The 12,995-nt window shown below is 44.0% G+C and carries 14 protein-coding genes and 2 tRNA genes; 5 read left to right on the top strand and 11 right to left on the bottom strand.

Annotated features, from left to right (window positions below; genetic code table 11):
* The first annotated feature begins 144 nt into the window (after positions 1–144).
* From proC to BWI44_RS17465, 4 genes are all read left to right on the top strand, one after another.
* Positions 145–921 (top strand): pyrroline-5-carboxylate reductase, encoded by a 777-nt coding sequence (gene proC, locus BWI44_RS17480; RefSeq protein ID WP_007660432.1) that lies wholly within the window; start codon positions 145–147, stop codon positions 919–921.
* A gap of 33 nt (positions 922–954) precedes the next feature.
* Positions 955–1,509, top strand: coding sequence for a helix-turn-helix domain-containing protein (locus BWI44_RS17475; RefSeq protein WP_021968151.1), 555 nt, complete (start codon positions 955–957; stop codon positions 1,507–1,509).
* A gap of 95 nt (positions 1,510–1,604) precedes the next feature.
* Positions 1,605–3,260, top strand: coding sequence for an AMP-binding protein (locus BWI44_RS17470; RefSeq protein WP_044532233.1), 1,656 nt, complete (start codon positions 1,605–1,607; stop codon positions 3,258–3,260).
* Positions 3,261–3,398: 138 nt separating this feature from the next.
* Positions 3,399–3,596 carry a DUF2007-related protein gene (locus BWI44_RS17465; RefSeq protein ID WP_025834708.1) on the top strand — a complete coding sequence of 66 codons (198 nt, stop codon included), beginning with the start codon at positions 3,399–3,401 and terminating at the stop codon, positions 3,594–3,596.
* Positions 3,597–3,664: 68 nt separating this feature from the next.
* Here BWI44_RS17465 and BWI44_RS17460 read toward each other — a convergent pair whose 3' ends face one another.
* The 11 genes from BWI44_RS17460 to prmC form a co-directional block, all read right to left on the bottom strand.
* Positions 3,665–4,114: a Riean_0653 family protein gene (locus tag BWI44_RS17460; protein ID WP_007660447.1), complete on the bottom strand. Its 450-nt coding sequence runs from the start codon at positions 4,112–4,114 to the stop codon at positions 3,665–3,667.
* A gap of 5 nt (positions 4,115–4,119) precedes the next feature.
* On the bottom strand, positions 4,120–4,764 hold the full coding sequence (locus BWI44_RS17455) for a hypothetical protein (protein ID WP_115503108.1): 645 nt from the start codon (positions 4,762–4,764) through the stop codon (positions 4,120–4,122).
* A gap of 72 nt (positions 4,765–4,836) precedes the next feature.
* The gene (locus BWI44_RS17450; protein ID WP_195208791.1) at positions 4,837–6,516 is read right to left on the bottom strand and encodes a beta-N-acetylhexosaminidase; all 1,680 of its coding nucleotides are present in this window, start codon (positions 6,514–6,516) and stop codon (positions 4,837–4,839) included.
* A 467-nt stretch (positions 6,517–6,983) separates the two neighbouring features.
* Positions 6,984–7,067, bottom strand: a tRNA-Leu gene (locus tag BWI44_RS17445).
* Positions 7,068–7,081: 14 nt separating this feature from the next.
* Positions 7,082–7,154, bottom strand: a tRNA-Gly gene (locus tag BWI44_RS17440).
* A gap of 84 nt (positions 7,155–7,238) precedes the next feature.
* Positions 7,239–7,688 carry a Rieske (2Fe-2S) protein gene (locus BWI44_RS17435; RefSeq protein ID WP_044532227.1) on the bottom strand — a complete coding sequence of 150 codons (450 nt, stop codon included), beginning with the start codon at positions 7,686–7,688 and terminating at the stop codon, positions 7,239–7,241.
* 12 nt (positions 7,689–7,700) lie between these two features.
* Positions 7,701–9,041, bottom strand: coding sequence for an argininosuccinate lyase (argH, locus tag BWI44_RS17430; RefSeq protein WP_195208790.1), 1,341 nt, complete (start codon positions 9,039–9,041; stop codon positions 7,701–7,703).
* A gap of 25 nt (positions 9,042–9,066) precedes the next feature.
* Complete coding sequence (locus tag BWI44_RS17425; RefSeq protein WP_044532225.1) at positions 9,067–9,477, bottom strand: SRPBCC family protein; 411 nt, start codon at positions 9,475–9,477, stop codon at positions 9,067–9,069.
* Between the two features lie 97 nt (positions 9,478–9,574).
* Entirely contained in the window at positions 9,575–10,213 is a 639-nt protein-coding gene (pyrE, locus tag BWI44_RS17420; RefSeq protein WP_007660454.1) for an orotate phosphoribosyltransferase, read from the bottom strand.
* An 81-nt stretch (positions 10,214–10,294) separates the two neighbouring features.
* On the bottom strand, positions 10,295–10,774 hold the full coding sequence (locus tag BWI44_RS17415) for a regulatory protein RecX (protein ID WP_007660456.1): 480 nt from the start codon (positions 10,772–10,774) through the stop codon (positions 10,295–10,297).
* The gene (prmC, locus tag BWI44_RS17410) at positions 10,771–11,607 is read right to left on the bottom strand and encodes a peptide chain release factor N(5)-glutamine methyltransferase (RefSeq protein ID WP_044533799.1); all 837 of its coding nucleotides are present in this window, start codon (positions 11,605–11,607) and stop codon (positions 10,771–10,773) included. Before prmC ends, BWI44_RS17415 begins: the two co-directional genes overlap by 4 nt.
* A 235-nt stretch (positions 11,608–11,842) precedes the next feature.
* Between prmC and ribD the strand changes: the two genes are divergently transcribed.
* The gene (gene ribD / locus BWI44_RS17405) at positions 11,843–12,880 is read left to right on the top strand and encodes a bifunctional diaminohydroxyphosphoribosylaminopyrimidine deaminase/5-amino-6-(5-phosphoribosylamino)uracil reductase RibD (protein WP_044533798.1); all 1,038 of its coding nucleotides are present in this window, start codon (positions 11,843–11,845) and stop codon (positions 12,878–12,880) included.
* Positions 12,881–12,995 lie beyond the last annotated feature (115 nt).

Here is a 12,995-nt window from a genome sequence, read left to right as displayed (position 1 = left end):
ACAGGCAGCCTTTCGGACGTTTCAACGTATCTTAAGGCTGTTTTTTGTTCTAGTACACAAGTACTTTTTTACATCAATTTGCTTATAAAGGTGGAAAAAATATCTACCTTTGCCCATCGACAACCCTTTTAATAACAGAATGATATGAAAACAGCAATTATCGGAGCAGGAAACATGGGCGGTTCTATAGCCCGTGGATTGGCAAAGGGAAGCATTATCCCCGCCTCGGATATCATAGTCTCTAATCCCTCGCAAGGAAAGTTGGATGAACTGAAAGTAGAGTTTCCCGCTTTACAGATTACGCATGACAATCAGGAAGCCATCATCGGTGCCGAATTTATCATACTTGCTGTGAAACCGTGGCTTATCAAAAGCGTACTGCGTGAATTGAAACTGAAAAGCAAGCAAATCATTATTTCTGTCGCCGCAGGCATCAACTTCGAAGAACTGGCTCACTACGTACCGGAACCGGAAATGACCATGTTCCGCATCATTCCCAATACTGCCATCAGCGAAATGGAAAGTATGACTTTGATTGCCAGCCGCAATGCTACCAAAGAACAGGAGCAACTGATGCTGGATATCTTCAACCAAATGGGACTCGCCATGCTTATCCCTGAAGAAAAATTCGCAGCTTGCACTTCCATGGCTTCCTGCGGCATTGCCTATGTACTGAAATATATTCAAGCTGCCATGCAAGCCGGCATAGAAATGGGAGTTTACCCCAAGGATGCCATGAGGATGGTGGCCCAATCCGTAAAAGGAGCAGCCGAACTGATACTGAACAATGACACACACCCCAGTGTAGAAATAGACAAAGTATGTACCCCTGGCGGTATCACCATCAAAGGCATTAATGAGTTGGAACATGACGGTTACTCTTCTGCCATCATCAATGCCATTAAAGCCAGCAAACAATAAGACGAACAATTAATTCATTAAATAAACAACCACATGGACGAACAAATTAAGCAAATAGCAGAACGCCTCCGCGGGCTTCGCGATGTACTGGAGCTGACAGCCGAAGACATTGCACGCGAATGTGATATTTCTGCCGAAGAATACCGTCTCGCAGAGTCGGGAGAATTTGATATTTCCGTCAGCATGCTGCAAAAGATAGCACGCAGATACGGAGTTTCGTTGGATGCACTGATGTTTGGCGAAGAGCCGAAAATGAGTTCCTATTTCCTGACTCGTGCCGGTAAAGGAACCAGCATTGAACGTACTAAAGCCTACAAATACCAATCGCTTGCCGCAGGCTTCATGAATCGTAGCGCCGATCCGTTCGTCGTGACTGTAGAACCGAAACCGGATAGCGAACCGATACATTACAACAGTCATGCCGGACAAGAATTCACCCTTGTACTCGAAGGGCGCATGATGATAAGCATCGATGGCAAAGAGCTTATACTAAACGAAGGAGACAGCCTGTACTTCAATTCCAAATTGCCGCATGGCATGAAAGCACTGGACGGAAAAACGGTACGATTCCTGGCAATAATAATGTAATCATTAAATGAAGAATGAAAAATAAAGAATGAAGAATTGCCATGCGGTATACTTGCACGGCGCAGCAAAATTCTTCATTCTTAATTCCTAAAATCATGGTAGAAAGATTTTTATCGCAAACCTCTTTCACTACACAAGAGGATTTTATCAAAAATTTCAAAATAAACGTACCGGAAAACTTCAACTTCGGATACGATGTAGTAGACGCCTGGGCTACCGAACAACCTGACAAACCTGCATTGTTATGGACTAATGATAAGGGTGAACACCACCAGTTTACGTTTGCCGACATGAAACGCTATACGGACATGACAGCTTCGTATTTCCAAAGCCTCGGCATCGGTCATGGTGACATGGTAATGTTGATATTGAAACGTCGTTTTGAATTCTGGTTCAGCATTATAGCTTTGCATAAACTCGGTGCTGTCGTTATTCCTGCCACTCACTTGCTGACCAAAAAAGATATTGTATATCGCTGCAATGCCGCGGATATCAAAATGATTGTTTGTGCCGGCGAATCGGTTATCACGGAGCATATCACAGCTGCCATGCCAGATTCACCCAGCGTGAAGAAACTCGTCAGCGTAGGACCTGAAGTAGCTGAAGGATTCGATGATTTCCACAAAGGCATCGAGAATGCTGCACCTTTCGTGAAACCGGAACATCCGAATACGAATGAAGACATTTCGTTGATGTACTTCACCAGCGGAACCACAGGTGAGCCGAAAATGGTTGCCCATGACTTCACTTATCCACTGGGACACATTGTCACCGGTAGTTTCTGGCACAATCTGACGGAAAATAGCCTGCACCTTACCATTGCCGATACCGGCTGGGGAAAGGCTGTATGGGGCAAACTTTACGGACAATGGATTGCCGGAGCAAATATATTCGTATATGATCACGAAAAGTTTACTCCTGCCGCCATTCTGGAGAAGATACAAGATTATCATGTAACCTCTCTTTGTGCCCCTCCCACCATCTTCCGTTTCCTCATTCACGAAGACCTGACGAAGTACAACCTCTCGTCCCTGCAATATTGTACAATTGCCGGTGAAGCACTGAACCCTGCTGTATTCGAAACCTTCAAGAAACTGACTGGTATCAAACTGATGGAAGGATTCGGACAAACAGAAACCACCCTGACCATCGCCACTATGCCTTGGATGGAACCGAAACCAGGTAGCATGGGATTGCCCAATCCGCAATATGATGTAGACCTGATAGACAACGACGGTCGTTCTGTGGAAGCCGGCGAACAGGGACAAATCGTAATTCGTACGGATAAAGGCAAGCCGTTGGGATTGTTTAAAGAGTACTACCGTGATCCGGAACGTACACACGAAGCTTGGAATAATGGTATCTACTATACGGGAGACGTTGCCTGGAAAGATGAAGACGGTTATCTTTGGTTTGTAGGCCGTGCAGACGATGTGATCAAGAGCTCCGGTTATCGTATCGGCCCATTCGAAGTGGAAAGTGCCTTGATGACGCATCCCGCTGTAATAGAATGTGCCATCACAGGCGTACCCGATGAAATCCGCGGTCAGGTAGTGAAAGCTACCATCGTACTGGCTAAAGAATATAAAGGGAAAGAGGGTGAAGAGCTTATCAAGGAATTGCAAAATCATGTAAAAAAAGTGACGGCTCCTTACAAGTACCCACGTGTGATTGAATTTGTAGACGAACTACCGAAAACCATCAGTGGAAAGATCCGTCGTGTGGAAATCCGGAAGAACGATACAAAATAAAGGAAAAAATAGAAGGAATAGGCTACTTCTAAATCGTTTGCACCTTTTATGTTACTTTTTGATCAATTTGAGTTATTCTGTTTCCCGCAAACCGCTTACATTTGCGACCGGAAAGTACAACTAAAAGATTTAAAGCACATGATTACAAGTAGAAAGATTTCTCAGATTAACGTTTTCGCAGGTAGTCCCTGGGAAGTGGAAAGCGTGAAGCAGCTGTTAAAGTCAGCTTACATCAACGCTTCAACTGAAGACAAAGGCAACGGCATTCATGTGTCTGTTCCCTGTCAACAGTACACCGCTGCTGTACGGGTTATCAGCAACCGAAAGGCTTTATAAGACTTGAGAGAAGACGAAGTGAAAAAGACTGCCCCTTGGAAGAAATTCCTTCAGGGGCAGTTTTTATATCAATATACCGCTTCTCCACCTTCGGGTTTCTCACGATATTTTATATCAAAACGCCCCTCTTTGATACTCCCACCACTAAATGTGCCACTGATAATGGTTCCATCCATACGAGTAATATAGGCTTCACCATCTTCCAAATCTTCTCTATCAAAAACAGCATCTATGTAAGTACAACTAGCTCCTTGTCGGGGATTCACAATCACCAGATGCAAACCACTAAAGATACCGACTTCCGCATCAATTGCAACATAATGATTTTCCTCATCATCATAAAAACGAGCAGATGGTATTCCATACCGCCCACTGGTATATACCCAACCGTCTATCAGACAACCCAATGTATTTTCACCTGTAGTTGTAGCTTCCGGCATCAATGTCGGGTCTACACTTCTATCTTCTTCACAGGCACAGCAACAAATCAGCAGGAACAGAAATAACAACTTTTTCATAGCGCTCAAAAATGATAGTTTAAACCGAAGACTAAAGATAACTGACCGAAATAACCGGTACCGGTTTTCGGATTTTCCACATTCCACTTCTCATCGTGATACTTCACCGAATAAGTTTCTGTGCTGGATGCCAGCCAGTTCAGGCGAGCCGAAGCTCCCCAGTGGCTCGTCAGGAAATACTCGCCCGAGAGGGTCAGGTTACCTGCAAGTTTATCCATCGAAACATCCCGCGGCTTGCCATACACCTTACTTTTATCCTTATAGAACTGATAGCCTATTCCACCTGCCAACTGAAGTTGATAATGTTTCTTCACCATCGTCAAAGATACCTGCGGCGCCATGTAGTGCATCAGAATCTTATCCGCCCCGGTGTCGTGCGTATTTTTATAGGAACTTCCCTGATACAGCACTCCCACCCCGAACTTCAACTTCCGACCGGCAACTTGTGCCAGATAGCTGACATCCCAAGCCACTCCTTTTCGTAAATCACTGCGATAGGCATCCGATCTGTCGGTGATTCCCATCAATTGTCCCAAATACCATGACGGTCCGGCATGAACAGAAAAAGAGGACCTTTTATCACCTGCACTTTGGGCGTACAGAGAGGTAGTTAATAACACCCCTACAAGGAAACAAAGCAAGTACTTCATAATGATTTGTATAGCGTTTTTTCTATTAAATGCAAAAAAAAGAAAAGTACTGCATACCGACAGCTTTTTCTGTTATCTTTTTCGTTCCACGTCTTGCGTACGGAAGAATGCTTCGGAATAGCGCGCCCCCCAAAGTTCATAACGTTCATACTGCGTCTCTACTTTACGGGAGAAGTTCTCCCAGTTCTTCTTCTCCAAAGGCGACCAGACATTTTCCGCCAGTGCCGACATACGTGGGAAAACGGCAAACTCTGCTTTCCAGGTAGTAGGGATGTATTCAGTCCACAAGCACCCCTGTGCTCCCCAGACAAGTTTTTGTTGTTGCGCAGTCAGCGAATCGGGCACAATCTGAAAACCATATACTTTCTCCAGAGGCAACGGACCACGCGGACCGATTTCCGCTTGGGTACGGCTCTCTTTCAGATTGAAGTACGACCAGGCAGAGCAAGTGAATATTGTGCGGTGATTCGTCTTCAACGCCTTCTTTCCAAATTCCGGACGGCGCCAGTTCATCACGATGCAATCTTCCGAAATACCTCCTTCAAGGATTTCATCCCAACCGATAAGCGTCTTTCCTTTACCGTTCACCACATCTTGCACATAATGAACGAAGTAACTTTGCAATGTCTTCTCATCTTTCAGTCCATGTTCACGCATGAATTGCTGTGTTTCTTCCGACTCCTGCCACCAACGCTTGGCACATTCGTCCCCGCCCACATGGATATATTGGCCGGGGAACAAGTCACACAATTCAGAAAACACATCTTTCAGAAAGTCGAAAACTTCCGGTTTGGGCGCCAGCACGTTATTGAATTTATTAAAGATACCCCACGTCAGTGCCGCTTTCTTCGGCTCATCCGGCGTAGTACTGAATTGCGGATAGGTGGCAAGGACAGCCATGCAGTGACCGGGAATATCTATTTCGGGTATCACCGTGATATGACGTTCGGCAGCATAGCGCACTATCTCGCGCACATCTTCATGGGTATAATATCCGCCATAAGGCAACGGTTGGTATTTTCCCGGATAAAGTCCGAGGATTTCCCCTTCACGGACGGAACCTTTCTCTGTCAGTTCCGGTCGGCATTTCATTTCAACACGCCAGGCTTGGTCGTCTGTCAGATGCCAGTGGAAATAGTTGAGTTTATGCAATGCAAGATAATCGATATACTTCTTAATGAATGATACCGGAAAGAAATGGCGCACCACATCGAGATGCATGCCCCGATAGGTAAAGCGGGGATAGTCATTCACCTTCACAGCCGGAAGGATAGGCAACACTCCGGCACGGGTAGGCAGCAATTGTATCAGTGTCTGCACACCATAGAAAACACCTGCTTCGTCATTTCCTTCAATGCGTATGCCCTCCGCCGGAATAATCTCCAACTGATAACCACCGGAAACCTCTCCGTTCTTCCGGTTAATTAGAACGATACAAGCTGGTTCACCAGGTTTCAGAGTGATTGCTTCTACCGCAGGATTCCCTTTCCTCCGGGATTTACCCGTCTTAGGAATTTCCGTTTGCAGCGGTATGCCGAGATAACGGTCCATATAATCCGCCAGATACATAGCCGAGGATGCCAATGCAGGCTCCGACACACGAATCATCGTATTACGTTGGATTTGAAACTCTCCCTGTCCGGTCACGGTAATTTCCACCGGTTCGGGAATGATGTTGAAAGGTTTCTCCTGTGCCTGCCCGGCAAGCGCAGTAAGGGCAAGGGTTGCAGCCATAATTTTCTTTAAGTACATAGATGATGATGATTTATACTGCAAATATAAGGCTTTTACGGAAAGCTGCTTAATCATTCGCCCAGAATAAAGGGAAAAATGAAGTAATGCCCAAGGCAAAACATGCTTTGGCCTGATGCATTTTCCCATTTTGGTACCGACAAATCTTTGTCCTTCAATTGCAGGCCCGACAGTTTCCATGTGGGGGCCCGGCAGCCCGCAGTTGGAAAACGGACAGCCCGCAATTGGAAAATAAAGTTTTGAACCGGGCATCCGGGCATTTTCCTTTAAGCAAATCAACAAAAAGAATAGGGTAAATGCAAGTTTATCTGCCTTCTACGCCTCGCATTGCTGCCCATACCACCCGGAAGTACCTATCAATAAAGAGTTTAAAGCATAGCGGTGTGGAATGTAAAGAGTAGAGAAACAAGAAGATGCCTAAAAAAATAAAACTCCATAAATCAATGATTCATGGAGCTCTAATCAAGTACTCGAAGCGGGACTTGAACCCGCACAGCCGCAATGGCCAAAGGATTTTAAGTCCTTCGTGTCTACCATTCCACCATTCGAGCATCCTATAAAGGAGAGCGGAAAACGAGACTCGAACTCGCGACCCTAACCTTGGCAAGGTTATGCTCTACCAACTGAGCTATTTCCGCAGGTCTTTTTTGTAGAACGGGTGCAAAGATAAGGAGTTTCCCCGTTACAGCCAAATTTTTTACATAGAAAAAGTTGCTATTTTATCAGTTACGGACTTGCAAAGTAGTACCGGATACAGAGACTTTATAATGTTTCAGGTATTCCGTACCTTCTCCTGTGGGGAATCCACCACTGCTTAAATTATATCTAGTGTGGCATTTAGGACATTCAGCAGTGCCCAATCCATCTTCTACCAACTCGACTGAAACGCTACGATTGGCCTCCACCGGACAGGCGGCATCATAAGCGACATAGGTATTGCCATCCGAATATACGCTTTGTCCTATTATTAATCCTGCATAGCCTACAGGTAAGCCATTCACATTCTTATCTACCTTCAAGAATTGGCCGGGGGTCGTAATCTTATAATAAGGAGACTGTGAAAGGCTGCATGAGAAATTAAAACTAATAGAAGGAATGCTTGACTCGTATGAATCACCGCAACCGACAACACACAGCCAAAGCATCCCTATAATTATACAGAATTTCCGCATACAATGTTATACTTATCGTCCAAGCAAGACTTTTTCAGCCACTTCCATCCCATGAAAATTAAAACCATCTACCACTTCTTGCATCAGTGCAGAGATTTCATCGTTACAGAGATTACCAATACTTCCTTCATGCGTATGATGCACTCGCTTGCAATGCGAGAAGTTCCCGGCTTCAATATCCAGTCCCACTTTCTTATAAGCATCCCGGAAAGGCATACCTTCACGTGCCAGACGATTTACCTCCTCCACACTGAAAATAAGCAGATACTTGTCATCATCAAGAATATGTTCATTCACTTTGATTTCATTCATGATATAAGTCGTCATCTGCAAACAATCTTTCAGTTCCTGGAAAGCAGGCAAGAATACCTCTTTAATAATCTGCAAATCACGGAAATATCCGGAAGGCAGATTATTAGCAATCATCATGATCTGTTGTGGCAATGACTGCAACTTATTACATTTAGCACGTGTCAGTTCAAAAACATCAGGATTCTTCTTATGAGGCATAATGCTGGAACCGGTCGTGCAATCATCAGGCAACTTCACGAAACCAAAATTCTGGCTATTGAACATACAAGCATCAAAAGCCAGTTTAGAAATAGTACTGGCAATGCTTGCCAAGGCAAAAGCTACATTACGTTCCATCTTGCCACGCCCCATCTGTGCATAAACAACATTATAGTTTAAGGAGTCAAATCCCAATAAACTTGTTGTCATTGTACGGTTCAGTGGGAATGAAGAACCATATCCGGCAGCTGATCCCAAAGGATTCCGATTACACATTTTAAATGCTGCCTGCAGGAAAAGCATATCATCTACCAGACTTTCAGCATAAGCACCAAACCACAAACCGAAAGAAGATGGCATTGCTATTTGCAGATGAGTATAGCCAGGCATAAGCACATCCTTGAAACGCTCGCTCTGGCATATCAGCACATGGAATAGTTGCTCCACCGCCTCGGCAATATCCTTGATCTGTTCACGCGTGAAAAGTTTCAGGTCGAGCAGTACCTGGTCATTCCGAGAACGGCCACTGTGTATCTTCTTACCGACATCCCCTAATTTACGCGTCAGCATTAACTCCACTTGCGAGTGTACATCCTCTACTCCCTCTTCTATCACAAACTCGCCTTTTTCAGCAGCTGCATAGATATTCTTCAATTCATCAAGCAGGAGACCCAATTCTTCGTTTGTCAACAGACCGATACTTTCGAGCATTGTAATATGGGCCATAGAGCCTATCACATCATGCTTTGCCAAGTAAAGATCCATTTCACGGTCACGCCCCACTGTAAAACGTTCTATATCCTTATTTACCTGAACGGATTTCTCCCAAAGTTTCTGAGCCATTTATTTAGTGATTAATGATTAGTGATTAATACGGTATAATCGAAAGCATATCCGCCATTTTCTCTAATCCTTCCTGCAAAGGTTTCTGAACCATACCTTTCATAAAAGGATTCAATTCCATGCCGATGGTTAGCTTCATTTTACATTCAGTCTCTGTTACCGGCACAATCTGTATCCACAGATTAAACGGCAACGGTGAAGTGGTCGTGGCAAACTTGATACATTTACACGGGTCTTTCTCTACTATACTTAACGCGATCTTACCCACAGGAGCAACTTCTATCATCATACTCTCCGAATCAAAGCTCAAGTTCTTCACTTTATCCTCCGGCAAGCTGTCTTTAAACTTTTCCAGATTATTCAAATCAGATAATTTCTCATAAACAGCTTCCTGCGAGGCAGGTATTATCTTCACACCACTTTCAAATTTTGTCATATTTTGAATCTCTTTAAAAGACAAAAAGAACTATCCGGACAGAATCTATCCGAATGGCCCTTTCGTCATATTATTTATTTTATAGAATAAACTGCTGTTACTTTCCAGCATCCCAATGTGCAGGGTCCTTACGCCATTCGTTCAGCGTTGCTATATCTTCTTCTTCTATATAACCCGTACGAAGTGCAACATCCAACACAGCCTCATAATTTGTCAGCGTTACCAAAGGAACTTTGGCATCTTTGAATGCTTTTTCCGCAATAGGAAAACCGTAAGTATATGCAGCTACCATACCGATAACTTCACATCCATCACGGCGTATAGCCTCTACAGCCTTCAGACTGCTTCCACCTGTAGAAATCAAATCTTCGACCACAACAACCTTCATACCCGGACGAAGTTCTCCTTCAATCAGGTTTTCCAGACCATGGTCTTTCGGGGTAGAACGTACGTACACAAACGGCAAGTTCAGCGCATCGGCAACCAAAGCTCCTTGAGGAATGGCACCTGTTGCTACACCGGCAATTGCATCCACCTGCCCGAAACGTTCCAATATCAAACGGGTAATTTCAATCTTTACAAAATTACGCAAGGAAGGATAGGAAAGAGTTTTGCGGTTATCACAGTAAAAAGGAGATTTCCATCCGGAAGCCCAAGTAAAGGGATTAGCCGGTTGTAGTTTAATCGCTTTTATCTTCAGCAACTTCTCTGCGAATAGTTTTTCTAAAGTTCTCATAACCAAATTAGCTATTTATAGTAAATATGGCACAAAAATACGGAAACTGAATGAGAATAAAAAAAAGAATAAAGAGATTTTTCACTCAAAGTCATCATTTTCATCAGAAAGCTGTATACAATGACGAATATCTTTCATTTCGAACCCACGGCTCAGCGCAAAACGCATTAACTTTCCATTCAACTCATATTCATTCTCCGCATGTACACTTTTACGTTTTGCAGCCAACAGGCCATCTAAAACAGATAGGTATTCTTCCTCATCTATCTCATTCAAAAAACGCCGGCATACATTATAAGAAACCTTTTTCATCTGGAGTGCCTGGGCTATTTTCACTTTTCCCCATTTCGCAAAGCGATACTTGTCATTGACAAAAGCCCGGCAAAATCGTTCTTCATCAATATACTTCTCATCTTCCAGCCGTTTAAGGATACGATCAATGGCATCGTACGGCAATCCCCAACGTTGTAGTTTCTCGGAAATCTCGGCACGGCAATGCTCTGCTGTAGAGCAATAGCCTGCAACTTTACTTAAAGCCTCTGTTTCAGTAATATTTGTCATTTTTGCGCTATTACAAATCGATCATTATGGGAAATATCCTTTTGAAGACGAACAAAGCGATATCCTAATTCACGCATCATAAGCACGATATCTTCTCCAAAAGTACGGTTAATTTCAAAATAAAGTTTTCCGTCAGGTTCAAGCATTTCAAGCCCAAGCACGGATATGCGACGATAGAAACGCAAAGGATCTGCATCAGGCACAAACAGCGCCAAAGAGGGTTCCCAATCCAGCACATTCCGTTCCATATCTTGTTTCTCTGCTTCAGTAACATAAGGCGGATTGCTCACTATCACATCATAACGTTCTGTTACACCGGGAATATAAGTCAGTACATCACGCTGTTCAAAACAGACAGGCACTTGTAAAGCCAGACTGTTAGCAGCAGCAATAGCCAAAGCTTCTTCAGACACATCCCAGGCAGTAACCTGTGCTCCGGGCAATTCCTTTGCCAACGTGGCAGCAATACAACCACTGCCTGTTCCAATATCTAAAACACGAGAAGTAGAAGAAATCTCTTTCAACATTATTTCCACCAGTTCTTCCGTTTCAGGACGTGGAATAAGGACACCGGAAGCTACCTGAAATGTTCTCCCCAGAAAACGTGCTTCTCCTAAAATATATTGTATTGGTTCAAAATTCCGTAAACGCCTGAGAAGGCTTTGCAATTCCTGTTCTGCTTTTGCAGATAAAGTTATATCTTTGCCCAAATAATAATCCACAACCGGCTGCCCCAGAATCTCGCAACAGATAAGTCTGGACAAATTTCCGGCTTCCTGCGGTGTATAATAATCCTGCAGTTCACGGCGGATATAAGAGGCGGTAATATTCATAAATGGATATTTTGGGGATTCTTCGTCAGTTCTATTACCGGACCAAGATGAGACCAAGTCCGTGTCAAGTCCGTACCAACTCCGTACCAAGTCCAAGCGTATAGATACGGAGATGGTACGGACTTGGTAAGTACCGGACAGATATCGGGTATATCACCGAAAAACCTGTATTCCGAACGACGAAGAATCTATTTCGGAGTGCAAAAGTAAGAATTATCATAGAAAGATAACACACATGGAAGAAGAAAAATACATGCGTCGCTGTATACAACTGGCACAGAACGGATTTTGCAATGCCGCCCCTAACCCAATGGTAGGAGCAGTCATCGTATGCGATGGGAAAATTATCGGAGAAGGATATCATGTACGCTGCGGAGAAGCGCATGCTGAAGTGAATGCCATTCGTTCCGTAAAAGACACTTCATTATTGAAACGCTCAACAATTTACGTCAGTCTTGAGCCTTGTTCTCATCATGGAAAAACGCCGCCTTGCGCCGATTTGATTATTGAAAAACAAATTCCCCGCATTGTTATCGGTTGCCAGGACCCTTTTTCCAAAGTTGCCGGACGAGGTATACAAAAGCTGAAAGATGCCGGACGAGAAGTAACCGTAGGAGTATTGGAAAATGAATGCCGACACCTCATCAGACGTTTCATCACTTTCCATACCTTACGCCGCCCGTATATCACCCTGAAATGGGCAGAATCTGCGGATGGTTTCATTGATTTACACAGGAACGGAGGCAGCCCTGTCATCCTATCCACTCCGTTGACTTCCATGATGGTACATAAAAAGCGTGCAGAGCATGCTGCCATACTTGTAGGTACACGTACCGCCGAACTGGACAATCCTTCCCTTAATGTACGCAACTGGTATGGGCGTTCTCCCGTACGCCTTGTCATCGACCGGAGACTGAGCCTGTCACCGACGCTCCACTTGTTTGATGGCAACGTGCCTACACTCGTATTTACCGAACATCCCCATAATTCCCTTCCCGGCGTAGAATATCTTCCGATAAACTTCGGACAAGATATATTGCCCCAGATCATGCAAGTTCTGTACGAACGCAATCTCCAATCCCTTTTAGTAGAAGGCGGGAGTACCTTACTGCAATCTTTCATTGATGCCAGCCTCTGGGATGAAGCATTTGTCGAAGAGAGTCCCATTCATCTGACATCCGGTGTTAATGCACCTAAAATGAACGATAAAAATAGTTATGTCAACGAACAATATTTCGGTAGAAGTATACGGCATTACACTGCGACAAAATAGTGCGAATCACCTCATTTTGATGCTTTTTTATCGAGAAAAACGGGCATATTATCTATAATTTTATATAAAACTTGCCTGTTATGCTGTTTATCGAGAAAAATGTTCCTATTTTTGC

The organism is Bacteroides sp. Phil13 (assembly GCF_001940965.1).
Lineage (GTDB): Bacteria > Bacteroidota > Bacteroidia > Bacteroidales > Bacteroidaceae > Bacteroides > Bacteroides intestinalis.
Note: the sequence above shows the minus strand (reverse complement) of the source record. Positions and strands in the feature narration are given on the sequence as shown.